Source organism: Dietzia sp. UCD-THP (genome assembly GCF_000349585.1).
In the GTDB taxonomy this organism is placed as follows: domain Bacteria; phylum Actinomycetota; class Actinomycetes; order Mycobacteriales; family Mycobacteriaceae; genus Dietzia; species Dietzia natronolimnaea_A.
In genome coordinates this window covers 13,545-39,927 of record NZ_AOSR01000043.1, presented here as the reverse complement: position 1 = coordinate 39,927, position 26,383 = coordinate 13,545, and the positions used below count along the sequence as shown (strand labels likewise).

At 63.2% G+C, this 26,383-nt stretch carries 17 protein-coding genes and 1 pseudogene; 13 read left to right on the top strand and 5 right to left on the bottom strand.

Annotation, left to right across the window (positions count from 1 at the left end):
* Positions 1 to 4,421 (bottom strand): type ISP restriction/modification enzyme (locus tag H483_RS25125; protein WP_042329105.1); only part of this gene is annotated, 4,421 nt, incomplete at its 3' end.
* Between the two features lie 644 nt (positions 4,422 to 5,065).
* Here H483_RS25125 and H483_RS0119170 point away from each other — a divergent pair.
* The 9 genes and pseudogenes from H483_RS0119170 (at position 5,066) to H483_RS25090 (ending at position 15,530) form a co-directional block, all read left to right on the top strand.
* Complete coding sequence (locus tag H483_RS0119170; protein ID WP_017836041.1) at positions 5,066 to 5,899, top strand: TnsA-like heteromeric transposase endonuclease subunit; 834 nt, start codon at positions 5,066 to 5,068, stop codon at positions 5,897 to 5,899.
* Positions 5,899 to 7,932: a Mu transposase C-terminal domain-containing protein gene (locus H483_RS25120; protein ID WP_017836040.1), complete on the top strand. Its 2,034-nt coding sequence runs from the start codon at positions 5,899 to 5,901 to the stop codon at positions 7,930 to 7,932. Before H483_RS0119170 ends, H483_RS25120 begins: the two co-directional genes overlap by 1 nt.
* Positions 7,929 to 9,017 (top strand): TniB family NTP-binding protein, encoded by a 1,089-nt coding sequence (locus H483_RS25115; protein ID WP_017836039.1) that lies wholly within the window; start codon positions 7,929 to 7,931, stop codon positions 9,015 to 9,017. The genes H483_RS25120 and H483_RS25115 overlap by 4 nt, the downstream gene beginning before the upstream one ends.
* A 34-nt stretch (positions 9,018 to 9,051) precedes the next feature.
* Positions 9,052 to 9,444: pseudogene (locus H483_RS40520) on the top strand (TniQ family protein); the annotation flags it as partial.
* A 222-nt stretch (positions 9,445 to 9,666) separates the two neighbouring features.
* Positions 9,667 to 11,349, top strand: coding sequence for a hypothetical protein (locus H483_RS38460; protein WP_238556237.1), 1,683 nt, complete (start codon positions 9,667 to 9,669; stop codon positions 11,347 to 11,349).
* A 472-nt stretch (positions 11,350 to 11,821) separates the two neighbouring features.
* Positions 11,822 to 12,613, top strand: coding sequence for a GIY-YIG nuclease family protein (locus tag H483_RS25105; RefSeq protein WP_017836037.1), 792 nt, complete (start codon positions 11,822 to 11,824; stop codon positions 12,611 to 12,613).
* Positions 12,614 to 12,667: 54 nt separating this feature from the next.
* Positions 12,668 to 13,851, top strand: a protein-coding gene (locus H483_RS25095) for an IS3 family transposase (RefSeq protein ID WP_152427882.1) whose coding sequence is annotated in 2 segments (ribosomal slippage) — positions 12,668 to 12,932 and positions 12,932 to 13,851 — 1,185 coding nt in all. Because the reading frame shifts where the segments join, the coding sequence is not laid out codon by codon here.
* 483 nt (positions 13,852 to 14,334) lie between these two features.
* Positions 14,335 to 15,024, top strand: a complete 690-nt coding sequence (locus H483_RS38105) for a hypothetical protein (RefSeq protein WP_017836034.1) — start codon at positions 14,335 to 14,337, stop codon at positions 15,022 to 15,024.
* Between the two features lie 170 nt (positions 15,025 to 15,194).
* The gene (locus tag H483_RS25090; protein WP_371204019.1) at positions 15,195 to 15,530 is read left to right on the top strand and encodes an alpha/beta hydrolase family protein; all 336 of its coding nucleotides are present in this window, start codon (positions 15,195 to 15,197) and stop codon (positions 15,528 to 15,530) included.
* Positions 15,531 to 15,593: 63 nt separating this feature from the next.
* Here H483_RS25090 and H483_RS25085 read toward each other — a convergent pair whose 3' ends face one another.
* On the bottom strand, positions 15,594 to 16,157 hold the full coding sequence (locus tag H483_RS25085) for a TIGR03086 family metal-binding protein (RefSeq protein WP_017836032.1): 564 nt from the start codon (positions 16,155 to 16,157) through the stop codon (positions 15,594 to 15,596).
* A gap of 38 nt (positions 16,158 to 16,195) precedes the next feature.
* On the opposite strand from H483_RS25085, the gene H483_RS25080 reads away from it, so the two are divergent.
* The gene (locus H483_RS25080; RefSeq protein WP_042329084.1) at positions 16,196 to 17,125 is read left to right on the top strand and encodes an AraC family transcriptional regulator; all 930 of its coding nucleotides are present in this window, start codon (positions 16,196 to 16,198) and stop codon (positions 17,123 to 17,125) included.
* A 24-nt stretch (positions 17,126 to 17,149) separates the two neighbouring features.
* On the opposite strand, the gene H483_RS25075 is transcribed toward H483_RS25080, so the two are convergent.
* Positions 17,150 to 18,208, bottom strand: a complete 1,059-nt coding sequence (locus H483_RS25075) for an ABC transporter permease (protein ID WP_017836030.1) — start codon at positions 18,206 to 18,208, stop codon at positions 17,150 to 17,152.
* A gap of 114 nt (positions 18,209 to 18,322) precedes the next feature.
* Here H483_RS25075 and H483_RS25070 point away from each other — a divergent pair, with 114 nt between their 5' ends.
* The 3 genes from H483_RS25070 (at position 18,323) to H483_RS25060 (ending at position 21,535) form a co-directional block, all read left to right on the top strand.
* Positions 18,323 to 18,877, top strand: a complete 555-nt coding sequence (locus H483_RS25070; protein ID WP_031264621.1) for a TetR/AcrR family transcriptional regulator — start codon at positions 18,323 to 18,325, stop codon at positions 18,875 to 18,877.
* Between the two features lie 398 nt (positions 18,878 to 19,275).
* Entirely contained in the window at positions 19,276 to 19,761 is a 486-nt protein-coding gene (locus H483_RS39115) for a hypothetical protein (RefSeq protein ID WP_152427881.1), read from the top strand.
* 619 nt (positions 19,762 to 20,380) lie between these two features.
* Positions 20,381 to 21,535: an ISL3 family transposase gene (locus H483_RS25060; protein ID WP_017836027.1), complete on the top strand. Its 1,155-nt coding sequence runs from the start codon at positions 20,381 to 20,383 to the stop codon at positions 21,533 to 21,535.
* Positions 21,536 to 21,911: 376 nt separating this feature from the next.
* Here H483_RS25060 and H483_RS39110 read toward each other — a convergent pair whose 3' ends face one another.
* Both H483_RS39110 and H483_RS25055 read right to left on the bottom strand, forming a co-directional pair.
* On the bottom strand, positions 21,912 to 23,252 hold the full coding sequence (locus H483_RS39110) for a HEPN domain-containing protein (RefSeq protein ID WP_152427880.1): 1,341 nt from the start codon (positions 23,250 to 23,252) through the stop codon (positions 21,912 to 21,914).
* Positions 23,253 to 23,272: 20 nt separating this feature from the next.
* The gene (locus tag H483_RS25055; protein ID WP_017836026.1) at positions 23,273 to 26,383 is read right to left on the bottom strand and encodes a type I restriction endonuclease subunit R; all 3,111 of its coding nucleotides are present in this window, start codon (positions 26,381 to 26,383) and stop codon (positions 23,273 to 23,275) included.

Below are 26,383 nucleotides of genomic sequence, written 5' to 3'. Positions count from 1 at the left end.
TCAGATGCGAAGAGCCGGTAATCGGGGTCGTGGAGTTGAGCGTAGACAAAGTAGAAGATGTCGTCTTTGTCGACCGGCCCGGCGAGCGCTTCGGCGTACACGGTCGCGATGTCGTCGGTGATGTTGTTCACCCGCCGATACCCAAACTCATCCACTATCCCGTGTTCGGCCAGGTCGAACCCGCCATCGGATGCCTCGGCGGGCACATACGTCCACCGAGGGAAGAACTGACCGCTGCTGGATCCCCAGAGGGCAAGGTCGACGACCCTGTCGGACATGAGCACACTGAATGGTTTGTCGCTGCCGGCACCTACCGCGTAAAAGCCGATGTTGTGGTGGTGCGGGGTGGGGAACATCGACGCGAGTTCGCCTCGTCGATGATTGAACATGGCGTCAAAGTACGCATATTGGCGACTGAACGGCCTATAGAGAGCATCAACGATTCGGTCCCGATCGAACTGCGCGCGCTCTCCTCGTGCAGCACGAGACTTGAGGCTTGAGGACCACTTGATGGTTGTTTCTTTGGCGTGCTCGGGGTGCGCGGCGAGAAAGGAGTTGACGGTCTTTTCGTTTGCCTTGGTCAATCCCTGCTTCTGTTTGTAAGTGGCGAAGTCGGCGGCGGCCTGGTTGTAGTTTGCGATGAGAGTTCGCATCTGATCTTCGAGTCGTTCGCGCGAGTAGTTGTACACCCATGGATCTCGAGTGGTTTCGAGACCTCGAGAGTATGTGTGAAAGTAGCGAACCGCAGAATCACCGGTTTTCTTGGTCCCGAGGACGGGCCAGGTGCCGTAAGTGTCGTCACGTTGGCCGATCCAGTCGCCATGGGCGTTGGGGGTCACGGTTTGCCAGTCGAGGTTCTCCAGGGTGGCGGTGTCAATGGTGGCAAGCTTCTCGTCGCGAGACAGGTAGTCGCCAATGTCGCGGTAGAAAATCTGGCAGGGGCCGGTGTGGGCGGGGTCTTTCACCCCGATCCAGATCGCGATGGTGTTGCGGCTACCGCCACCGAAGACTTTCCCACCTTCCTTCCGAGACACCTCGCCAGCGGTGCGTTGATTCCCACGGAGGTTGTACAGGTAGAGACGGCTGTAATCGGCAGTCATGGAAAGCCGGATGCCGTCGGCGGTGTTGCCGTCGATCCACCCCCCGTTGGCCACGAACGCGACGATGCCTTTGTTGCCGATGCGGTCAGTTGCCCAACGGAAGGCGCGCAAATACGAGTCGTACAGGCTGTTCTTGTTCGCGGCAGTGGAGAGTTTTGCGTAGGTGTCGGCGATCCGGTCGTCAATGGTGGGGTAGGACAGGTTGGCATTGAGGTCGTTGGCCGAGCCCTGACCGACGGAATATGGCGGGTTGCCGATGATGACGTTGATCGTGGTGTTGAGCTGGCGAGTGATGCGGTCGTTGTTCGCTGGGAATATCTGCAGGTCCAGTCCGTCGTCGGCTTCGGAGATCTGGAAAGTATCGGCCAGGACGATGCCGGGGAACGGCTCGTAGTCGTCAATGTGGGCGCCGGTCAGGGCGTGGTAGGTGGTCTCGATGTTCACCGCCGCGATGTAGTACGCGAGCAGCATCAGCTCATTGGCATGCAGCTCGCTGGCGTACTTGCGGGCGAGGTCGTCGGGGTGAATGAGTCCGGACTGAAGGAGGCGGGTCATGAAGGTGCCTGTACCGGTAAACCCGTCGAGAATGTGCACGCCTTCGTCGGTCAGGCCACGGCCGAAGGCTTCGCGGGACGCGTGGTCGGCGGCCCGCAGGATGAAGTCGACGATCTGTACTGGGGTGTAGACAATGCCAAGAGCGTCGGCTTGTTTGGCGAAGCCGAGCTTGAAGAATCGCTCGTAAAGTTCGGCGATGACCTGCTGCTTGCCCTCGGCAGAGGACACTTCGGAGGCGCGCACGCGGACGGAGGCGTAGAACTTTTCGAGCGAGTTGGTTTCTGAATCCAGGCCGCTGCCGGACAGTGCATCGACCATGGTCTGCATGACGCGGGAGACGGGGTTGTGGGCGGCGAAGTCGTGGCCTTCGAAGAGGGCGTCGAAGACGGGTTTGGTAATTAGGTGCTGGGCCAGCATCGACACGGCGTCTTCGCGGCCGATGGAATCATTGAGGTTGTCTTTGAGTCCTTGGACGAATTCGTCGAACCGATGGGTTAGAGCCGGGTCGGCGGCGTCGAGGATGGCGTTGATTCTGGCGATGAGCCGGGCGGAGATGTCGGAGACGTCTGAGGCCCAGTCCTCCCAGTAGGTGCGGGTGCCGACCTTGTCGACGATGCGGGTGTAGATGGCTTCCTGCCATTCGGACAGGGAGAACAGCGCCATCTGCGTCGCGGCGGCTTTGTCGTCGTCCTTCTTCTTCTCTGCCTCTGGTGACTCGTCACCCTCGAGGTAATCGCTAGGAGCGGACACGTTTCCAGCGAGGAGTTGGGAGGTGCCCTTGCCGAGCTCCTTGTCGGCGTTGCTGGTGTTGAGGGCAATGGAGTTGACCATCGCGTTGAAACGTTCGTCGTGGGCGCGCAGAGCGTTGAGGACCTGCCACACGGTCTTGAACCGTTTGTTGTCTGCCAATGCCTGGGAGGGTGGGGTGTCTGCGGGGACGGCGACGGGAAGGATGATGTAGCCGTAGTCCTTGCCGGCGGACTTGCGCATCACGCGGCCAACGGACTGGACGACGTCGACCACCGAGTTGCGCGGATGCAGGAACAGCACCGCATCCAACGCGGGGACGTCGACGCCTTCGGAGAGACAGCGGGCGTTGGTCAGGATGCGACACTCGTCGTCGGCGACGGGCGCTTTGAGCCAGGACAGCTCCTCATTGCGGCGCATCGCGTTGTAGGTGCCGTCGACGTGGTGGACGTGACAGCTCAGATTGCGGTTCGTCTCCAGGATCTCGCGACCGTCGTCCTCGGCGTCGTCGAGCAAGTCCTGGTAGGCGTCCACGACGGCGGGGAACATCGCTTCGATCTGTTTCGACGAGGCGATGTCTTTTGCGAACGCGACGGCCCGCTTCATCGGCTGCGCACCGGGCGGAAAGGAATCTCCCGAGGCGGTGGCGCCGGCACGTTTGGCCAGGCCATTCCAGCAGCCCACGATCTTTGAGGCGTCGTCCAGGGAGAGTTCCCCGTCGACGGCGAACTGATCCTGCATCCGTGGTGCCATCACCGATTCGTCCACGGTCAGCACGAGCACTTTGTAGTCGGTGAGCAGACCCTTGTCGACCGCCTCTCCGAATCCGAGACGGTGGAACTCGGGGCCGAAGATCTCGAGGTCGTCCATGGAGGAGATCTCCGCAGAGTGCTCCTCGGCCTTGGCTTTGGTGGTGTCGTCGAACAGTCGCGGTGTCGCCGTCATGTAGAGCCTGCGGTGGGCTCTGAGGAAGTCTGCGTCGTGGACTCGGGTGAAGTTCGACGGGTCGTCGCCGGCAAGGGTGACGCCGGTCGTGCGGTGCGCTTCGTCGCAAATCACCAGATCGAATGGATCGACCCCGTGCTCGGACTGTGCAGCCGCGACGGCTGGGAGGGACTGGTAGGTGGTGAAGACGACGGTCAATCCGGCGGCGCGTTTGCCTTTACCCATCCTTTCGGCCAGTACAGCAGGGTCGGTGGTCACTGGGATGGCCACGTCCTCGGTGGCGTAGTCCTCCGCAGCGCGGGAGACCTTGTTGTCTGAGCAGACGGCGAACGAGCGCATGTCGAGCTGGCACTGGGCTGACCACTCCCGCAGTGTCTGTGACAGCAGTGAGATCGACGGGACCGCGAAAAGTATCCTGGCTCGGCCTCCATTGCCGGCTGCGGTGCGCTCAGCGATTTTCAGGGCCGTGAAGGTCTTGCCAGTACCGCAGGCCATGACGAGCTTGCCTCGGTCGTTGCCCTCGTCGAAGCCGGTGAACACCTTGTCCACCGCCGTCTGCTGGTGCGGTCGAAGCTCATGCGGCGTTGACGGGGACAAGTCGATCGAGAGCTCACCCTTGGGCCAGGCGATGTCCCAATCGATCGGGGCGGCCTCGAGATGCTCGGTCCCGATCCGCTGCACCGACACCTGCAGCCCCTCGAGTGCTGCAAGTGCGTTCTTGCCCCACTTGTTAGTCGTGGAGATGATGATCCGCCGCGTGAACGGTGCCTTGCCCGACTCTGCCAAGAATGAGTCGATGTTCGCCTTGGACAGGTGGTGGTCCGGTGCGTAGAACTTGCACTGGATGGCGGCGTACTCATGTGTGTCACGCACGCGGGCGACCAGGTCGATTCCCATGTCTGCCTTGCCATCTCGTCCGGGCCAATCCATCCAGCGCCACACCGCGTCATATTCGCGTGACAGGGTCGGATCGAGTTCGAAGTAGCGCACCATCAGTTGCTCGAACTTCGTCCCCATCTCGACCGTATTCGGAGCTTGGCGGAACGCGTCGATGACCTGAGCAAACGATGACATGGCCAACATTGTGGCCTAGTGCAGCGGCGAGCGTCCGCGGACACGCAACGCCTGTTGATGGACAGCATTGCGCAATGCTGTGAAACCTTGACCAGTACGCGGTGATGTGGTTGCCTCAAGAGCATCGGAGTACGCAGCCAGAAGGGGCCCCGACACTACGGAAGGAGGTCGACCGAGCCACTAGCAGTGGCACCGTGAGTCGATCTCGGTCGGGCACGGCGGTTATTCCGATATGTCGAGCCTTCCTACGGCCAGACTTGGCGCCCCTCGGCGCATCGCCAGGACAGTTGACGACCACACCGCCGTCAGTGTCCATCTCTCCATACCCGGTTGGGTAGCGCGCGAGCTGTACAGCGCCGCGCGCCGAGACCACCGGGCTCTGTCTTCCGTCGCGTCGCTGGCGCTTGCGGAGTACCTCGGTATCTCGGAACCCCCGGAGCGGCCAGACGGGCCCTAGCCGAATCGCGTCGGGGCGCGCATCGAAATTCCTCAGCACACCAAGTCGCTAACTGGTCTGTGCCAGCGAGTTGGCTTGGTGACACCTGCAGCGAAATCGCCACGAGCCGGGCGGCAACCCGGCTCGTGATCACGCGAAGCGCTCAGGCTTCACTCTCATCTTTTCTCCTGAAGGAGTCCCCGTCATAATGACGCATTCCCAGACGCCGGTCAATGGCGACCAGAATCTCGACAGCGCAACGCTCCGCGCGAAGACCTTGAGAATCACCTCTCTCGAGGGTGTGATCGCTCAGCTGCATCAAAGCGATCGATCTGTCCGTGAGGTGAACTTGGCAGAAGTGACCTGGCATGACGTCGCTGATGCGCGTCCAGCCCGCACTTTTCGCGCCTACAAGGGCCGCAAGCACTACGACGGGCTGTGGTGGTCATCAACCACGCGGTCCCTCGTCGGATTTGAATCACTGCACGAGCGGGCATTCCTCCTCACGGCAGATTCAGACCCCGAGGTCGTGCACATTTCTTCCCAACCCATGGCGCTGACAGGCCCGGATCTGGTCAGCGAACGTGAACGCGTCCGGATTCCGGACTATCTGCTGGCCTACGCCGACGGGTCGGTCGAGTTGGTCGATGTGTCCACCCCGAAAAGGGCGATGACGGACCGTGTCCAAGAGGCGACCGGCTGGCTGCGGCATGTCTGCCTCTTGCGCGGCTGGCGCTACCGACTATGGACGGGTGATGACCCGGTGCAGCTACGCACGCTTCGTCATGCGGCTGGCTACCGCAACCCACGGCTCGTGGCGCCCGAGGACTTGGACATCGTTCTGGAATCAATCCCCGCGTATGGAGTATCGATCCGCCAGTTGCTCAGCGACCTCCCGCCCCAGGTGGATCGACCTCGTATCATCCCCGCCGCACTTCATTTGGCGTGGCATGGACATATCAGCCTGGACTGGTCCACGAAGCTTCGCCTGGACACCGTGCTTCACGCACGTGGCGCCGATGCGGATGAGGCGGTGGCCTGATGAGCACCACGTGGGTACCTGCAGTGAATATGACGGTAAAAGTCCGCGGGGAGCTGGTGACGATCGTGGAGATTACCGGCACCGACATAGTTCTGCGGACAGTCGTCTCCAACAGGATGTCAACGATCGGGATCGTCGAGTTCCTCACGGTTGTCGAGCAAGTCCACCCAGTGCAGCAAAGCTCGATGGTGACGGGTCTGGATCTACTCACCGCCAACGAGCGAACCAAGCTCGAGACGCTAGTACGTGAGTTGTCGTGGATTATCGATCCGCTCGACGATACGAGCGCCCCCGCCTCACTTGAAGAACGTGTCGAGGCGATCGCATCTGCCCGAGGAAAATCCACGCGGACGGTATACCGACTGCTGAAGACTTACCGCGAAAAAGGGACCGATGGCCTCGTTTCCGGCAACCTCAAGCGGCGGCGCCTCATCCGAACCGATCAACGATGGAGCGAGATTGCCCGCGAGGTCCTTGCCAACCACGTGCGAGACACCACACGAAGCCGCAAACTGCTGCTCGAGGAGATCAATGAGCTGTTTCTCTGGGAGCTCGGTGACTCAGCCGAACTGCCCAGTCAGCGGTCCCAGTATCGAAGGCTTGAGGAATGCGCGAAGGGCGCAGCAACCTTTGCTGGCACCAAACGACGTGAGTCGGTGGCCAACTCCCCAAAGACCGAACATGGGCGATTGGACATCACCCGGCCAGGGCAATTGGTGGTGCTGGACTCGCACCGGGTGGACATTCTCGTCGTGATGCCAGGGTCCAGGTTGCACAAAGACCTCGTCACGCGGGTCGAAATCTCGGTTGCGCAGGACTACTACACCCGAGCAATCGTCGGAGTTCAGGTAAGCCCGGCCACCGATCGTGTCGACGTGGGTCACGTCATCATGCAGGCATGTACCCCGATGCCTGCACCCGAAGGCACCCCGATCGAGTCATCATGGCGATTCCACGGAATCCCACAGCAAATCTCGGTGCCACAGGGGCAGGTGTGGGGCATGCCGTACGTGGGCCCCGAGGCGATCCTCACCGATCGAGGAAAGCCGTACGTCTCTGAGCACGTGGTGTCGGTGTGCGAGGGCCTAGGCATCTCTGTGTACGCAGCTCAGCCGTACAAACCGACCGATAAGGCAACGCTGGAGCGATTCTTCCGCACCGCCAACGACAGCCTGTTCTCACGTCTGCCCGGTTATGTCGGCAGTGACCCAACCCAGCGCGGACTGGACGTCGACAAGGAACAGCTACTGACTATTGACCAACTCGATATAGTCCTGCGCCGATGGGTGTGCGAGGTGTACCACCACAACGCGCAGAGCCGACTGACCTTCCCCGGGCTGCATCAGCGGGAGATGTCACCGGCAGAAATGTATTCCGCATCGATTGCCGTGCATGGGCTGCCGCAGTTGCTGGTCAGGCCCGACGACTGGTTCAAGTTCCTGCCCAAGGTCGCCAGAACGATTCAGCACTACGGAGTGCAGCACGACCACCGCATCTACGACGGCCCAGCTCTGGACGCCTACCGTCATCGCCGGTCGACAGAGCCCCGTGTCAACCGGGCGGAGAAGTTCCGTTTCGCTGTTGACCCGCAGGACATCCGCAAAATCTACTTCCAAGATCCCGAGACCAATGAGATCCACATATTGTGGTGGACGGAAGCACATGGTCTCGACGCACCGTTCAGCGACGCCACGATGCAGATGGTCCGCACCATCGGAGCCGAGGACCTGCCCGATCGATGGCACCACGAACGGGAATTCGTCGACGCAGCACTGAAAGCGATGGGCAAGGACCGCAAGCTGCGCTCGCGCATTTACGAAGACGATTCCCGGTTGCCCAGCGTGCTGGACAAGCTCGCTGCCGCCGATCGCGCGTGGGCCGAAGCGAAACCGGACGATCAGCGGCCAGCATTTGAGGACGCGTTCGAAGACGATCTCGATGATCCGGACGCAGATTTCGACGATGTCGTACTTCTGGCGATCTCCGAAGACAGCGATGAGTCGGATGATGACTGGACGGGACTTGGGCTATGACTACTGAGATCTCGCGCAGAAGTTGGCAGGGGTGGCAAGCCTTCTGCGACACACCGTATCTGCAACGGCCGGACATCAAGACGGCCCCAGAACTCGCGGATATGGAGGAGGACGCGCTGGCGGAGTATCAAGAGTCGCGGATCCGCTACCACACGTTCATGACGCCGGTGGAGACCGCATTTCTTATAGAAATCCGCCAGGTAGTTCAGTTGGTTCGAGCGACGAATCCGGTCGGTGGGTACGCAGCACGCAACGCGGTCGTCATTGACGGTGCGCCGACGGTCGGCAAGACAACGGCGATCAACCACGTGGCTCGAGCTGTGGACCGGCGCTCCCGCCGCCTCAACGGTGACAGAACCGCCACTGGCTCGCACCGCATACCGACCGCCCGGATCGGCTTGAGCGGAAGTCCCTCGATCAAAGCGTTCTCGCGGTCGATTGCGACGTTCCTCGGGGTCCCCGAGGGGCTGAATCTCACCACTGAGAGGTGGACAGCGGCCGCGATGGGGGCACTAGAGAAGGCTGAAACAGAACTGCTGATAGTTGATGACCTGCATTGCCTCAACGCCGGTAGCCGCGATGGGCAGGCCTTGACTGACCATCTCAAGCGGATACTTGACGACTTCGCCGGCACTTGTGTGTACGCCGGCGTCGACTTGGCCGACAAGGGTCTCTACGACACCAGCGGCAGGAGAACCCGCGGCCGGATCGACCAGACCGCCCGGCGGTGGACCCTGGTTCGCGGTGACCGGATCTCCCTCTCCGATAAGGAGGGACAAAAAGAGTGGAAGAGTCTGGTCGCGACGTTGGAGTCTCAACTCGCGCTGTGCAATCACGAGTACGGCTACTTGGCTAGTAATGCTGACCTGCTTTATGAATGCACCACCGGCAGCGTGGGTTCGCTGACTGAGTTACTCAAACGCGCCGCCGCCATTGCGATCGTCAGCGGTGCAGAGCGGATTGATGAAGGCGTGATCAATCAGACCCCACTTGACATCGGAGCCGTCGCAGCACGCAGAGCCGCTGCCGGAGAACAACGCGCCCGGAAGGGCAAGGCAGCAAAGGGGAAACGTCGTGGAGCATGAGTTCCCCAGAGCACCCCTGGCTGTCACGCGCACGATGCGACCTGGCCAGGACCTGCAGAGCTTCCTTGAGTTAGTCGCTGGCGACAACTCCCTTTCGGTCAGCGAGTTGCTTCGCGCGTACGGAGAGAAGGCGCCTCAGGGGCCATACGACCTGCTGTCGGGCCCCGAAATCGACTGGGCCAGGATCGGGCACGCTCTAAGCATCGGCGCAGAGTCGCTGCGGTCGGCCACCTTCCGGAGCATCCCCTCTGAGGCTGCGATCGCCGAGAGTTGGATCAACCCCGAGGCCTACCAACGGCAGGGGCATCGGCGAGACCAGCGTCTACGGCGCTCCGGAGCCCGGTACTGCCCAGCCTGTCTAGTTGGCCGAGACGGCGCGTGGAAGCTGCGTTGGTATCTGCCAACGGCCGTGGCGTGCACGAAACACCTGGTGCTTCTGGTCGACGCCTGCCCGGAGTGCGGGCGAGTACCGCACTCCGGGGAGAGGCGTCTGACTGCAGTGCCAGCTGATGCGAATCGCTGTCAGCACCCGAAGGTACTCAGCGAGGATGCGAAACGCCCCGGCCGTCCGGCGCGGTGCGGGACAGATCTGACCAGCGCAGCGGCGCGCGGTCTCGACCACGGGCACCCGGTCATAGCCGCTCAACGGATGGTCGACCACGTCCTCACCGCGCTGGTGTCCGGTGAACAGCTCACGGCCTGTGGTCTTTCGGTTCCAGCGACGGTGGTTCTCAATGCGCTCGTGCGCATCGTGAACTGGCTATCGATGTGGCAAGTGGACCTCGCAGACGCTGTAGCCGCCCATCTCACACCCGGGCGCAGAATCAGCGCGGGTACGGGATACCGGCTTTCCGAACACGCCGCTGGTCCGGGACCGATATTTGCCGCACATCTCAGTGCGGCTCAGTACGGGGTGCAGTTGGCTGCTGCAGCCGACATCCTCAGTGCGCCCCATCTCGAGGCCGCGGCTCAAGCCCTGGAGCGCTACGAGGACCTCAAGCATTCGCCGCCGGCCCACGGCGCACCATTCACCAGGGCCTTCATCCGCCAGCAGGATCGCTCAGACAGTGCACTGGCCACCGCAATCACGCTCACGCGAGACCGCGACACGATGAAGGTCGCCGATCGGCTGTCCAACCGCATGTACAGCCTGGTGCCGCGCAAGCCGAGACGTCTTGGCGCTCCCGTCGCCTGGCCCGCCGCAGAGTCATCCTTGCGAAATCTGGAGCCAAAGCATCTGCCTCAATCACTCTGGTCTTCAATTACGGTGACCCTGCCGCGTCTGGCGCAGAAGGACACTGGGGCCCAAGCGGTCAGCAGTTCGTTGATCTTGGCGCGCATGGGCACGCACACCAGATGGTTTGAGCTCGCGGCACAATTCCAGTTGTCGTCTTCGAGCGCTCGAACCGTCAGCGCCCACCTGCAACGTTTGGCCGAGGACGATCTGCTTGACCACACTCTGACTCTGCTGGATCAATACTGGGACGTGCTCGCATGCTCGCCTCCGCCGATCGACTATGACCAGCGGAGATGGGTCTTTCGGCGACCGCCAGCGCTCGACGCTGACCTCGACCGGGAGCTCACCCAACTGGGCGTAGCGACGACGGAGACGACGCGGCAGTTCGTGTCCGTACGGCTGTGGGAAACACTGACCGGAAGCGATGCGCGCTTCACGGCTTTGGGGCCACTTCTGGCGCCGGGTCGCAAGCGGACAGAGTATCGGGCGTTTCACAACAGGTTCGGGGCGCCACTACGGCACGCGATCGAGTCCGCGGCTACTAGAGCACTCGAGACTGCGGGAATCGACGAGCCCGCCCAGTGGGAGCCATCCATTGACGGGCGGCCATCGCGGCACCGTGCCGTGCCGCACGAGCCATCTGACGAACGAGTCGATCCCCATCATCGCGATCTTCATCAAGCACCTGACTCGAATTCGCTTGTCACCTGGTACCTGGAGAAGGGACGGATCGAAGAGCCGTTGGCATTCGGGAGGTTCGTGAACTTCGTTCAGCGCTGGCATCGCAGCTTCATCGACCCTGCTACCGGGGTCGTGCCTCCCGGAGCGAGTCAGCCGTCTAGCTACGACAGGGACGACGGCCACCTTCTCATCCAGAGCATCACGCCGTACAGGCCACTCGAACAGATGTGGGTGCAAGACGGTGCCGAAGACTTCCCGGCTGACGCCATAGCGGATGCCGCGGCAGTCTTCGACGAGGCTCTACACGCCGACTTCATGCTCTTCGGCCAACTGGTGGAGAACGCAGTCAACGGTCTTCCGAGCACTTCTACAGGTCAGCGCAGACGCCTCGAGCCGTACCGGGTAGCTCGCTAGCGAAAGGCTCGGCGCTGGCCGGCAGCACGAACACCGGCCAGCGCCGAGCCCCCAACAGCGCGGGCAGCTCACGACTCCCAAGGCGATAGCCGTCCACTTGTCGACATCGCCGGTATCTGGCCCGAAGACGGCACCGTACGCCAGATTGACCTGCTCGGTACGAACCTCGATGTTGTTGTCTGCGTGGTCGTAGATCGTCAAATTCGCCCGGGTGGTGCTGTCGGGGTCGCGAGTGACTTCGACTTGATAGCGGTCGTCGAGTCGGGACCACCACACGACCCAATCGCCGTCGGTGCGCTCGGCGCTGTCCCAGTCCATGACCGGTCCGACAGGCGCAATGCGGATCGGCTGGGGCAGGCCGGCGACGGCATCGTTGAGCTGATCAACCTCGCTTTGCCGGCGGCATGTGCAAGTTCCAACGGCATCGCTCGAAGGCGGTGCCTACAAGGTCGGTGACGGGCACTATGGGCACGTGGAAGACATAACGAACGCAGAGGGCTTCGCGAGTGAGCCGATTTCGCCCCGCGAGGAACTGGCTGAGTTCATCGCCAGCCAGGAGACCCGAATCGGCGACGTTTACAACCTCTCTGCGGAAGGTCTTGACGCCCGAGGTATCGCCGACCGACTGAACGTAGACACGCCAGGATTCGTTTACCAGTACCAGGCGATGATCGCTGCGGCTCTGGACGGCAAGACGCCGGCGGGGCCTTCGATGCTGAAGGCTGTCGCGTCTGCGCTCAACGGGCTGTTAAAGAGGGCGAGAGGAGTGCTCTCGCCCGAAGCGTTGGAACTGCTGACCAGCAACCGTGCCAGAGTCGCATTGGCGATAGAGGAACTAGACCCCGCTGAGGAAGCAAAAGCCGAGGTCGAAGACGAGGAGCGGGAAGAGGGGCAACTCGACGAGCTGGCAGGCATCACGGGTATCTACGCGTTTTCCTACGGCTGGTACCTCGATAACCCGCTCAGCGATGATAACGATCGCACTCTGATCAAAGTCGGTCGAGCCCTGGATGTGGCCCAGCGAATTCAGACGCATCGGTCAGGGGCCCGGACCCATATCCCCGAACCGCTCGTGACTGTGCGGGTATTTGCAACGGGCGAGCGCGATGTAGAGAAGGTCGAGCGTGCGTTTCAGCGGCTGCTCAAGTCAGCGGGGCACACCAATCCGCGGCGGGATCCCAGTCGCAGGAACCGCAAGAACGAAGTTGGGGAAGAGTGGTACCTCACCAATCGCGAGTTCCTGGACGCTGGCCTGCTGCGGTGATCTCGGACGGTGGACCCTCCTAAAGTGAGGGACCTACCGAAATGAGACCCAGCAGTGAGTGCATCACGCAGGCGGTTCAGCCAGGAGTTCAAGGATGAGCTGTGCCAGGAGGTCATCACGACCTCGAAGACGATCAAGGACGTCGCGGTGGCCTACGGCGTGGGCCCCGAGACATTGCGGAACTGGTTGAACAAGTACCGCGAGACCCACGGCGGCACGGAGACCGAGGTGACGCTCGATGAGCGGGCGCGACTCAAGGAGCTGGAGCGGGAGAACTCCGAGCTTCGCGCTGAGACGGCGTTCCTGAAAAAAGCAGCGGCTTACTTCGCGCGGGAGCAGCGACCGTGAGCCGATACGAGTACATCGACTCCTGCAGGAACGACCCGTCCGAGACCAACCCGCTCTACAAGATGTGCGCCTGGCTGGCCGTGTCGACCTCTGGGTTCTACAACTGGCTCTCGCGCCCGACCTCGGCCACCGCGGCCCGCAGACAGGCGCTGACGGCCAGGGTGAGGCACTTCTTCGCCGCCACCGACGGCACGTACGGGTATCGGCGGATCCACGCCGACCTGGTCGACGAGGGCACCGAGTGCTCACCGGAGTTGGTGCGTCAGATCATGCGCTCCGAAGGCCTGGTGGCCTGCCAGCCGAGGCCATTTCGGGTCACCACTGAAGCTGACGACGCTGCTGCAGCCGACATGCCTGACCTGGTGGAACGCGACTTCACCGCCGATCGCGCCGGCGTAAAGTTCGTCGGAGATATTACGTACATCCACACGTGGCAGGGGTTCGTCTACCTGGCGACGGTGATCGACTGCTACTCCAAGAAGGTCGTGGGCTGGTCGATCGCCGATCACATGCGCACCGAGCTCGTTGAGACGGCGCTGAAGAACGCTGCCGCGACGACGGTGATCGAGCCGCGGGCGATCTTCCATTCCGACCGCGGCAGCGTCTATACCTCAGGCGACTACCGCAAGCTGGTCACGGACCTGGGGATGCGTTCCTCGATGGGCAGAACGGGCGTGTGCTGGGACAACGCGATGGCAGAGTCGTTCTTCTCCGCGCTCAAGAACGAACGCGTCCACCGCACCGTCTACGCCACGAAGCGGCAGGCCAGGCGCGACGTCATCAGCTACATCGAGGGGTTCTACAACACCCGACGACGCCATTCAGCGCTCGGCTACAAGCGCCCGAACGAGGTGCACTACGCTGGCCTCCAGCCGGCAACGGCAGCGTAGAGAAACCATCAACTCCGCTGTCCGAAATCAACGCGGCAGGTCACGCCATCGCCGCGGCGCTAGAGCTGAGAACGATCTACGTGGCGTGATGGGTGCAGGTTAGTCCAGTGCCGATTCGAACATATTGGCCGGAGCCGAATGTGGCGTTGGGTTCCGTGCGTCTTCGCTGCGGCCTCCGCAGGCTCCCGACGCCTCAAACTTAGGCGGCGCGGACATGGGTGCCAGTCCCACTTCTTTGATCGGACCCCTCCGACAGGTCCATGGAGGTTCAATCCGGAGACTGGAGATGGCCAGCCCCCTGGGCAGATCCCATGGCCATCACCGGGCAGATCTGGTGACCGTCACCGGGTAGAACGCAAAGGTCCTTGACAGTCATAATCCGGGGCATTAATTGCACCCCGCGGGTTCCTATCGGGGCTACTGGCCGTTCCTCGCGTGGTGGTTCGGCGGTTTCTGTCGGTGTGCCCACGTAGGGTTCGCCAGATGTACAAGATTGAGTCGGAGTTTGTAGACGCCGCTTTGAGCACCTACACGACTCCAGCCGACGACGATGGTGGGCGCACTGGTAAGCGCGAGTGGAGTTGGGACTATTGCTTCAACTACTTCGGAGCGACCGATGACCCGACTGCTGAGATGGAGTTGAGTTGCCTCCAGCTCGGGTATTACCTCGCTAGCTGGGGGATGCTCCGGGGATCGTCATGGCTATTCAAGAACGCCCACTCGCGGCACTACGTCCAGACTATTGAGGCGATTGCTCGTCACACGCCCCTGGTGGCACACATCGACCTTGGCGACTACTCGGATGCTGAATCTCGGAACCGGATGGTCGCGGCATACAACGACATTCGGACAGCCCTAATCCCTGCCCGCCACCAGCACGCCACGGTAGTCACCAAGGTCATGCTGGGGGTCTGGGGAAACACCCCGGCCTTCGATACCTATCTCAAAAAGGGGCTTAGAAGAATCGTTCCCCCGGCAGACCAACGGAGCCTAAATAGTTTCACCGACCGATCGCTACAAACGCTCGGGCGGATCTACACGGAGAATCAAGAATTAATCGATCGAATCGCCGCCACTCGCGAGACGGTTGCCTTTTCTCCGGAAGGGCCAGCCTCGCGCCCCTATACGCGGGCCAGAGTGCTCGACATCGCGGGCTTCGCTCTAGGGCAGTAACTTCTTGGAATTTAAAGTGCCGCATGTGGTCAGTGGGTCGGATCCTTTCAAGTTGCTGATGACAGCCGGCTGACAATTTACTGGGTGCCTGCCCGTCCACTGACACAGCCTCGGAGAACCGACCTGTAGTCGGGCTGCCAGCGTGGGATGCCGGGAGACCATGCGGAAGCTTGAGTAGCGCGTGCCGCAGTGCGGTCCTGGGTGGCATGCCGGAGCAGGTCCCGGACCGCTATACGTCCGTAGATCCGATCCAGAACATCGACACGAACCTCCCCGTGGTGGCCGTCCACGGCACCGCGGACACGATGGTGGCGCCCGCGAACTCGGAGCGGTACATCGCCGCGGTGACGGAGGCCGGAGGGATCGGTGGGCTGACATTGGCCGACGGCGAGGACCACGTCTCGGTGGTGAGCAGCGATTCGCCCTGGTATCCCCGCATCCTCGACATCATCACCGAGACGTCAGGCAAAACGGTCGACGAACTCCGCGAGATCCACTCCGGCTAAGCCGAGACGGCACGGGCATCCCGGCACGTTCGGCGGTCACCGAGGGTGCATCATTCCGCCCGCTCAGGCGACCCGGCCCAGCCGGGCCAGGACCTGCTCGAGACGCCCGGCGCCGGAGGGAGCGGTGACGCCCGGGCGGCAGATCCCGTCCATGTAGAGCGCGTCGCCGAAGCTGTCCGCGCCCTGCTCCATCTCGTCGATCTCGGCGTCGGTCAGTCCCGCGTCGAGCCCGGTGGCGCGGGCGATGTCCCAGCGGTGGACGACCATGTCCCAGATGTAGAACTGCTCGAGCGCGGCGCCGACGGTGGTGGGGCCGAAGAATCCCTCGAAGGCGATCGCTGCCACGTCGGTGTCGTCGTTGTCGGTGTCGTCAAACTTCGCCTGGACGCGCCCGGCGTGGTCACGCCAGGCCCGCGCGGGGTCGTCGTGGACATTCGGTTCTTCTCCCAGGTCCACGCCGTGGGTGGCGAGGAAGTCGCGCTGGGTGTCGATGATGTGCCGCACGATGTCCCGCGCCGTCCACCCCTCGCAGGGTGACGACGACGACCACGACGCGGCGGGGACGGTCTCGATGAGGTCGGTCAGTGGCTCGCGGGCCGCGCCGTAGCGCTCTGCTGTGGTGTTCATGCCCGCAACGCTAGGGCCTGTGGCAGTGTCGGGGATTGATGAAATCCGACAGTGGGCAGGCCCCTGATCCGTCCCCCTCCGGCCGGCGGATGGACGCGATCGAGCGTGCTCACCTGAAGGAATCCGGTGACGCCTCGCACGCGATGTACCGGTACGCCCCGCCGCCGGAGTTCGCCGGCTTCCTCGAGCGGTTCTGGATCCCGGTGTGGTCGGTCCCGCGCGGCGAGGAGGCGCTCCAGAAGGTGCTGCAGTACCCGGTGTGTCTGATCGTCATCACGCCCGGGTACGCGCGCTTCTACGGCGTGGTGTCGGGACTGTCCACCACCACGCTGACCGGTGACGGGTGGGCGGTGGGCGTGATGCTCGCCCCGGCCGCCGGGTACCTGCTGGCGCGCGGTTCGGCTCCGGCTGGGCCCGGCGAACCGGGGCTGGGGCCCGCGGACTCGGTCTCCGACTTCACGGACCGGTTCGTCGACCTCACAGAGGTGCTGGGGGAGTCGGGCTCGGCCCTGACCGAACAGGTCCGGGCCGCGATGGACCCCGATCCACACACCGAGCGCAGTCACCTCGCGGCGATGGACGCCTACTCGTCGGTGCTGCGCGGATACCTCCCGGTGGACGCGGAGGGGGAGATCGTCAATCGGCTCGTCCGGTACGTCGAGACGGATCGCGAGGTGTTGCGCGTGGCCCAGCTGTGCGAGGAGTTCGGGATGAGCGAGCGCACGCTGCAGCGGCTGGTGCACCGGCGGCTCGGGTTGACTCCGAAGTGGCTGATCCAGCGGCGTCGGCTCCAGGAGGCCGCCGAGCTCCTGCGGACGGGCGAGGAGGGCGCGGCGGAGGTGGGGGCGATGCTCGGCTACGCGGACCAGGCGCACTTCATTCGCGACTTCTCCGCGGTGACCGGGATGACGCCGGGGCGGTTCGCCGCGGGGCACGGCGGCGACGGGCACGGCGGCGACGGGCACTGACCGGCCCGCCGCCGGAGCCGTTCCTCAGGCGCGGGTGCGGGTGCGGCGCGCGCCGGCGTAGGCCAGCGCGATGCCGACGAGCATCCAGCAGGCGAGCACGATCCAGGCGTGCGTGGCGCCGGCACCGTCGAAGTAGGCGACCGAGCGCAGCGCGGTGCCGCTCGCGCCGAGCGGGAGGTACTGGCCGATCGCGCCCCAGGGCTGCGGCAGGAAGAGCGGCCCGGTGGCCATGCCCGACAGCGGGTTGGAGATGAAGAGCATGAGCACGGCGCCCAGGCCGATCCCCGCCGGGCCGAGCAGGAGTCCCAGGCCCAGCACGACCAGTGAGATGGAGGCGATGCCGGCGGCGACCGTCAGTGAGGTGGCCAGGTAGTCCCCGTCGAGGGTGCCGAAGCCGAACTGGAGGATCGCCGTGGCGACGAACCCACCCAGGAGGGCGATCCCCAGCGCGGCGAGGACCCGCGCGGTGACCCGTCCCCGGTAGCCCAGCACGAGCGCCGCGGCCGAGGCCATCCCGCCGAAGATGAGGGGCAGGGCGAGGATCGTCAGGCTGGCGCCGGCGGCGTCCTTCTCCGACAACGGCGCCAGGTCCTCGTAGGTGACCTGCTGTCCGCCGGAGGCCATCTGGGTGCCGATGCCGCGGAGCATCTGCGCGTACGGGGCGCCCGCGCCCGAGGCGATCTGGATGGTGACGCCCTCCGGGCCGAGGGCGATCCCGCCGACGGCCTCGCGGTTCCGGATGGCGTCGGCGGCCGCCTCGGCGGAGTCGTAGGTGTGCGCCTCGATGGCGCCGGGCTGAGCCGTGCTCATCATGGTGGTGATCTGCTCGACCGCCGGGCCGGGACCGCTCACCGCTACCGGGAGGTCCTTGGGCCCGGAGTTCAGCGCGGGTGCGGCGAAGGCGAGCAGCATGAGGCAGATGACGACCGGGATGCCCAGCACGATCCCGATGAGCATTTTCGGGTTCCGCCGCTGGGCAGCGGCCTGGTCCGCGTCAGGACCGGGCGACGTGGCGACGTCGGAGGCCGGTGTGCCCGGGGCGGGCGAGTCGACGGGTGTGTTGTGTGTCGGGGAACCATTCATCTCGACCTCCGAGAGGTGCTAAACGGAGCCCTGTGCTCCGGATCAAACGGAGTGTAATACTCCGTTTCAGCGCGACGCAATATCGAGTCGCCTTGATCCGAGGAGGACAGAGTCATCCGTGCCGATGCCCGCGCCAACAGGGACGCGATCCTCGCGGCTGCACGCACCCTCTACGCGAGCGACTCCGTGGTGCCCTACAGTGCTGTCGCCGCCGAGGCGGGAGTCGGGATCGCCACGCTCTACCGTCACTTCCCCACGCCCGACGACCTGATCGAGGGACTCGCCCGGGACATCGCCGCACAGATCCGCGACATCTGCGCGCGCAGGCTCGAGGAGATGGGGACCGACCCGGCCGCGGGCTGGACCGGGTTCGCCGGGGACATCGCCGCGCTGCGACTGGGCATCCTGTTCCCGCACCTGTTCCGTGGTCTCAGCACTGACACGCTGCCCCGCTCGATCCACGACCTGCGGGAGGAGACCTTCGGCGCGATCGACACGGTCGTCGACGCGGCGCGGTCAGCCGGGCTGGTCCGCCACGACGCGAGCACCCTGCAGATCCACCTGGGGCTCAGTCTGCTCACCCGCCCGACCCCGGAGATCGTGGATCAACTGGTCCCGGGGCTCACCGACTGGCTCATCGACGTTTTTCTGCGGGGCCTGCGCCCCTGATCGCCGCGGGGCCGGAATGCCCGCCGTGCCCGCTGGACGCGCTGAACCCGCCGTGCCCCCTGCTGATCGTGAACCCGAAGGCCGGCGCCAGGATGTACATGAGGATCGAGTAGCTGCGCACACCGCGTCACGCTGGGCCCAGTAGACCAATGGTCCGCGCGAGTTGACTCAATTCAGCGTCCGGTAGTCCGCGAGGTCAGACACTGGGAGCGTGCCCTATCCGCCAGATACATCCGAGACGAGTCCAGGCGTCCGACCGAGCTGATGGCTGTCGGACCTGTCGGCTACGGTTCGAGGCAGTGGGAAAGAATCGTGGACCATCGTCATGGCCAACTGGCCGGGCAAACGACCAGCAAGCCGCTAAACACGGCCCTGCATTTCTCGGCTAAGGATTGATCATGCAACGTTCGCCAGATATTCCTCCTCCGTCTCGGTATATGGATCAAGAATTGCCTTCCATCCAGGAGGGGCAACGCCTGTACATTTGTTCGGGCTCGCCATGGGAAGAAGCGCTCGATGATTTTCTCAACCCCTCCGAGGGCGCCACATTTGACGGCTGGAGGATAGGGCGTGATTACCGCAAGGGCGACTGGATTCTCACCTACTTAGAGACCAAGCCGCAGGCGTTCCTTTGCTGGGAACAGGCAGATCACGACGCGACTCCAACCGATAAGAAAATTTGGGTAGACCCACGGATGTCGGTGACATTCTCCAACCTCGTGACCGTCGACGTGATGAAGCAACGGACCGGCCTGGAGATTCGAGCTGGGAAATACTTCGAGGGGCGCGACGCCGACCACATTTGGCAAGAGCTTATGTGGCAGCTTCGCGAACCCCGACCGTGGTACGACATCGCCGGAGCGCCGCCAAGGGTTTTGTACTAGACCTCTCAGCCGCCAGTCGCGCATCGTGCACTCACACATGAGAAGGTCATTAACGGTAGACGCGCACGGGTCGGTGTTCCTAAGTCCAGATCCATTGCGGCGGCAGTGACTGTCGGATTAACCAGTTGCGAAGAAGACTGCCGCATGAGAAGCGGGGCCTGTCGCAAGCGCTTTAGTTCAGGACCGCCGCTGGGTCTAGAGCGATCCCAGAAGTCCGGTCGGAATAACTATTGAGGTGGGCGGCGCTACGGTGCGACAGCGGACTCGGCCGGATCAATATGGCTCGCTGACTGGCCGCCTACATATCCTGCTGACACTCGAGTAGCTCGCAAGCGAATCCGAAATCGGGTTGCTTGTACGCGAATTTGAGGGGCGCGAGTAAGTTTGGGCAGGCAATAGTGCGTCCCGAGTCCTGTCAGACTTGTTCGATACAATTCCTGACAAGATCGGGCGGTCGCCCGCGCGATAGGTACCGGCGGAGTCTCTTATCCGGCCCTTCCGGATTTAGAGTGCGTAGCTGGGGTTCGCCGGTGATGCGGTGAGGCACAAGATGTAGGGGTCCTGGGGCGTGTGAAGATGCAAGTTCCTACACCAGCACTTCGCATCCCCAGGACCCGTCTTGAACGCTACCGCCAGCCTGCTTGCCGACACCATCTGCCGCACCGTCGAGCTCGGGGTGACCATCACTGACGCCGCCGTGGCCGACGAGCTCACGCACCTGTTCTGCGCCCCGGTCACACTCGACCCGATCTGCCCAGGGTGCGGGATGGCGGGCCGTTTGCGGGACCACGTCCAGCGGAAGGTCACGGATCTACCGATCGTCGGGCACCCGACCAGACTGCACGTGCGGGTACCGCGCTTCACCTGCGACAACATCGAATGCGAGACGCGGATTTTCCAGCAGCGGATGCCGGCGTTGGCTAAGCCGCGGGCCAAGACCACCCGCCGCTGCAGCCGCTGGATCCTGCAGCGCTTGGCGATCGACCGCACCAGCGTGTCCACCGTGGCCAAGGCCCTCGGGCTGGGATGGGACCTGGTCAATGACCTGGCGGTCTCGGAGGTTCGCACGATGGTCTATGAGCAGCCCGGACACTTCGATGGCGTCCGCGTTCTCGGGGTCGATGAGCACAAATGGAAGCACGTGCGCGGCGACGGCAGCAGTGCGTTCGTCACCGTGCTGGTCGACCTGACCCCAGTCGTGGACGGCACCGGCCCGTCCCGCCTGTTGGACGTGGTCCCGGGCCGTTCGGCGAAGGTGCTCACCGAGTGGCTGGACGCCCGTGACCAGGTGTTTCGGGATCGAGTCAAGGTTGTCACTATGGACGGGTTTGCCGGCTACCACTCTGCGGCCGCCAGCGGCGCGGTGCCCGCTGCCCGGACAGTGATGGATCCGTTCCACGTCGTGCACCTAGCCGCGGACAAGCTCACCGTGTGCCGCCAGCGGATCCAGCAGGCCACCACCGGCCACCGGGGACGGGCCGGTGACCCCCTGTACGGCATCCGCCGCACCCTGCGCACCCGCGCTGAGCTGCTGACCGACAAGCAGAAGGTCCGCCTGTTCAAGGCGTTCACCGCCAATGACGCGCACGCGGCGAGGCACCGCGAGATCCTCGCCTACTTCGACGTGGGTGCCTCCAACGGCCCCGTCGAGGCCATCAACGGACGCCTCGAGCACCTCCGTGGAATCGCCCTGGGCTTCCGCAACCTCAAGCACTACATCTTGCGGTCGCTCATCCACTCCGGACAGCTCCAGAACCGGATCAACGCACTCTAAATCCGGAAGGGCCAATTAAGGACGCGGCGTGCCACGACACTGTCAGCAGCGAGATTTCTGACAACTTAGAGACAATCCGCGACTGACAAACTCCTGACAACTCTCTGGTCGCGGACGGCACTGCTGACGAACCGCTCTGCAACCGACAACCGCTTGTCGGTTCTCCAACAATCTGTCAATTTCTCACTGGCGTGTCACACGATTCGCAGGAGTCTGTCACCTCGCCGATCGAGCGGGAGCGCTGGGCGGTTGAGTTGGCTCGCCGCGCAGGAAAAACTCGGCCGGCGGGATCGTAAGTGCAGTGGTGTGAAGTGAGCAGCTGAGCGTCATGGGCCTCAGGGCGACGGGCCTCTAAGTGAATCCGGATCCGGCTCGCCTAGTCTGTGACTCCGTTCAGTTCGTCGGCTATCCTCGCAATATTGGCCAAGACGAACTCGAAACGTTGATGCTCTAGTGCTTTTCTTCGCAGGATTGCCGGATTTATTCCTACGCGGAGTAGCAGTAGAAAACGCAATAGCCATGGGGTCGCCATGGACGCGATGGTCCAACGATTAATAACGGTAACCAGATCGTCGATAGATTCGGTCTCCACTAAGTGGTGAGCCAGATCGTTCCTGGCCTCCTTCAGTGTTCTTGGTAAGTCCGGGACTGGAAAGATTAACTCTGGAACTGCCGCGCTTACCTCGGCCACGATATCGTGAGCGCGGTCGAGGTAGCTCACCGAAGAGAAGTGGGATAGGCAGTCAGATATTGCCTTATCGACGGCTCCGACGTCCGCCCCAGCCGAACTTGTAGCCGCCTCCACGGCGGCTGATCGAGCTGCTTTCCGAATTCTTCTCTTTGCGGTCTTCGAGAGTGATGGGAATCTAGACTGTTCAAAAGGTAGCCGGCGATGAATCCCCTCGAGGAGGGTGGTCGCAACTAGCGCTTGGGCTTGCACCGCTCCTGTCGGCGGATCGGCGATTGCAGCACCTAAGTTGTCGAGTCTGGCGTTCAGGTCAATCCACCTGGCGATGCGATCTAGTGTGAGATCAGACGTGTTCAACATCGGGACGTCCCAGTCAGATGCCTGCCCGCGGAAACCGGGGCCGGCGGTGCGAAGCCAGGGACCATCGTGCGTCCTGAGCTCAACTTCCTGGATCGTCGGACGAAAGTCGAAGGCGAGTGTCATTAATGTGATGCACGCATTAGCGACGTATTGTTCCAAATCGCGAATATTGCGAGGCTTGGCACCCTCGTAGATTAACCAGACTCCGTCCTCGGCCGCTTCTGTGCGCAAAACCGAGAGATCTGCGGTCTGCGCCGATTCTCCAGGGCTGAGGTGATCGGTCCAGTATCGGTCCGAAACTCGGAAGCGCATTGCGCTGTATGCATGGTTTGCGTCAACATGTGCACCCAGTATGGCTACGCGTGCTCTGTACTTGGGCAAGATTGGGCCGGCGGCGTGATTCTGGGCCGACAAGAGGGTTAGAAGTTCTCCGGTATCCAGTTCGCCGTGGATTAAAACCGGCGCGAAGGACTTCACGGCTTTGTCGGCCTGCGTTGAATAGATAATTCGACTAGTGCCGTCGGTAGTTGTGACCTCAGTGGCTGAGGGGTCGTCGACAATTGGCGCCAGCAGTTCGAGCTCTGGTCTGCCCGCTGCCGTATGCCCGTAGTGGCCCCGTGATCGAGTGGGGCTGCTCGCTTGCCAGAAAATTCCGTTTGACTCGCCCATGGTGTTTGGCCTGGCGACCTTCAGCTCGCCTTGCTCAGCGTCCGATAGACGGCCGGCAAGAGCTCGCCGAGCAGTGCGCGGGCTAGGTCCTGGTTGTTGAGGATCTGGGCAGATAGGTCTGTCGAGGAGTCCATGGATCCGATGACCGCGTCGGTGAAGGCGACATCGATGTCGGGGCTTGCGCGGAACTGGGCGAGTGAGTTGTTCTGGGCCTGCGTCTTGAGGATCTGGCTCTCTTCGAGCCGGTCTTTGATGTGGGTGACCACGTTTCGGACGGAGGAGTCGGGGTGGTCGCCGGCGAACAGGTCGTTGATGCGGTTGATTACCTCGTCGAGGGCGACCATGTCGGGGTCGCGGACGGTGCCGGTGCCGGCCTCGCGTGCGGGCTCGAGCGGGGTGCCACCGGAGAGCTCACCGTCCCGGGTGGTCTGCCGGTGGTGGCCGAGATAGTCGATCGCCACCGCGGACAGGTCGATCGGGGTGTCCTTCTCCCCACTGCTCAACTGCGGGGCCAGGAGCTTGAGAAACAGCGCCAGCTTCTCCAACCAGGGGTTTTCGTAGTCAAACAGCTGGGAGAGGAACTCGTACTGCCGCACGTAGGTGCCGACGTCCTTGCGGAACATCTGCAGCTCGTCGATGTCCACGGCGTCTGAGGCCTCGACCGCGGACCGCATCCGAACCGTGAAGCGATCGGCAGCGGGAGCCACCCACTTCACCAACGCATTGTGGCCCTCACGGGCGAGGAAGGCATCGGCGAAGCCGTCGACCTCGGAGCGCTCATAAATGCCCGCGACGGACAACTTGCGTTCGGTGTCGTGAACGATGTTTGGGTCGGTGACGTCGGCCAGGGTGGTGGCCTCGTAGTAGGGGGCGAACGCGTCGACGATGTCGTCGACCTCGTTGGCGAAATCCAGCACGAAGGTCTGGTCCTTCAATGGCGGGAATGTCCGGTTGAGCCGCGACAGGGTCTGCACGGCCTGAACTCCGCCGAGCTTCTTGTCGACGTACATGGCGACGAGCTTGGGTTGGTCGAAACCGGTCTGGAACTTGTTGGCCACCAGCATCACCTGGAACTCGTCGGTGGCAAACGCGTCCCGCAGGTCGCGGCCCTTGAGTCCGGGGTTCATGTTGACCTCGGAGAACGGCTCGTCGGCACCGGACTCGGGGTCGGTGACCTCCCCAGAGAACGCCACCAGCGCGGCGACGTCGGTGTATCCGTTTTCGGCCACGTACTTGTCAAAGGCGAGTTTGTAGCGCACGGCAGCCTTGCGAGAACTGGTCACCACCATCGCCTTGGCTCGCCCATTCAGTCGCCAGGCGACGTTCTGGCGGAAATGCTCGACGATAATCTGCACCTTCTGCGAGATGTTCGTGGGGTGCAGCTTGACCCAGTTCATCACCGACTTCACTGCGGCGGACCGGTCCACCAGGTCGTCGTCGCCGCCCTCGGTAGTCACGGCGACGGTGCCTTCCCCGGTGTCGCTGGTGGCGTAGGTCTTGCCGTTGTGAGAGAGCCGGAACGCGGTCTTGTACGGGGTGTAGTTGCGCAGGACGTCCAGGATGAAGCCCTCGTCGATCGCCTGCTGCATCGAGTAAAGGTGGAACGGCTGCGGGGTGCCGTCGGGGCCAGGGCGGCCGAACAGTTCCAGCGTGGTGGCTTTGGGTGTAGCGGTGAAGGCGAAGAAGGAGATGTTTCCGGCCTCGGCGCGGGCTTTGGTCTCGGCGGCGAGCATGTCCTCCGCCGACACGGCCCCGCCTTGAGCCACTTCGTCGAGTTCGGACTGCGACAGGACCTGTTTGAGTTTGTTGGACGCCCCGCCGGCCTGGGAGGAGTGGGCTTCGTCGGCGATGATCGCAAAGCACCGACCTCGGAGGGTGGTGCGGTCGGAGATGGCGTCCAGGGCGTAGGGGAAGGTTTGGATGGTGACGACGACAATGTGGGTCCCCGACTCGAGAGCCTCGGCCAGTTCTGAGGATTTCGAGCCGGTCAGACCGTCGATGTGCGCCACGACGCCGGTGGTGCGGTTGATTTGGTGGATGGCCTCTTGCAGTTGTGCATCGAGCACGGTCCGGTCGGTGACCACAATGACGGAGGAGAAGACCTTGTCGTCGTCATCGTTGTAGAGCGACGACAGGCGCTGGGCGAGCCAGGAGATGGAGTTGGTCTTGCCCGAGCCGGCGGAGTGCTGGACGAGGTACTTATGACCGGGCCCTTCGGTGCGGGCGGCGGCAACGAGTCGGGTAACGGCGTCCCACTGGTGGTAGCGCGGGAACAGCAGGGTCTCTTTGCGGGTCTTCTTTCCGGTGTCCGGATCGCGCTTCTCGGTGATCTCCAGGTGCATGAAGCGGTCAAGGATTTCCAGCCAGGTGTCGCGCTGGAGGATGGTCTCCCACAGGTAGGCGGTGGCCGAGCCGTGCGGGTTGGGCGGGTTGCCGGCGTGGTGGCCGTTGCCGCGGTTGAAGGGCAGGAACACGGTGTCCTGGCCTGCGAGCCGGGTGGTCATGTGCACTTCGGTGTTGGAGACGGCGAAGTGCACCAGGGCGCGGGTGGCAAAGCCAAGCAGCGGCTCGCCCTTGGGCAGGCGGTCCTTCTTGTACTGCTCGACGGCGTGCTCCACCGACTGTGTGAAGTCGGTCTTGAGCTCGGCCGTGGCGACGGGGATTCCGTTGACGAAGAACACCAGGTCGATGGACTTCCTCGGGCTGGACTTGGAGTAGTGCACCTGCCGCATGACCCGCAGCCGGACGGCTTGATACTTGGCGGCGGTGGTGGCGTTGAGACCGGAGTTGGGCTTGAACTGGCACATCGCGAAGTTAGCGTTGAAGTCGGAGAACCCCCGCCGCAGCACCGAAAGGGAGCCACCGTCGGCCTTGAGGTCTGCCGAAAGTGCCTTGGACAGACGTTGCAGCAGCGCGGTCTTGGACTTCTCCTGTGCCGCGGACGAATCTGTGGGCTTAACGCGCTTGTCCCACTCGTCGGATTGGGTGTGCTGGAGCCACCAGAACACGTCTTCGGGAAACAGTGCGAGGTCGCGGTCGTACCCCTCGTCGTTCGGCGAGTACTCCCAGCCGTGCGCTGCCAGGTGGGCGCAGATCTCGTCTTCGAGCACGGATTCGTGATGCTGGGCCAT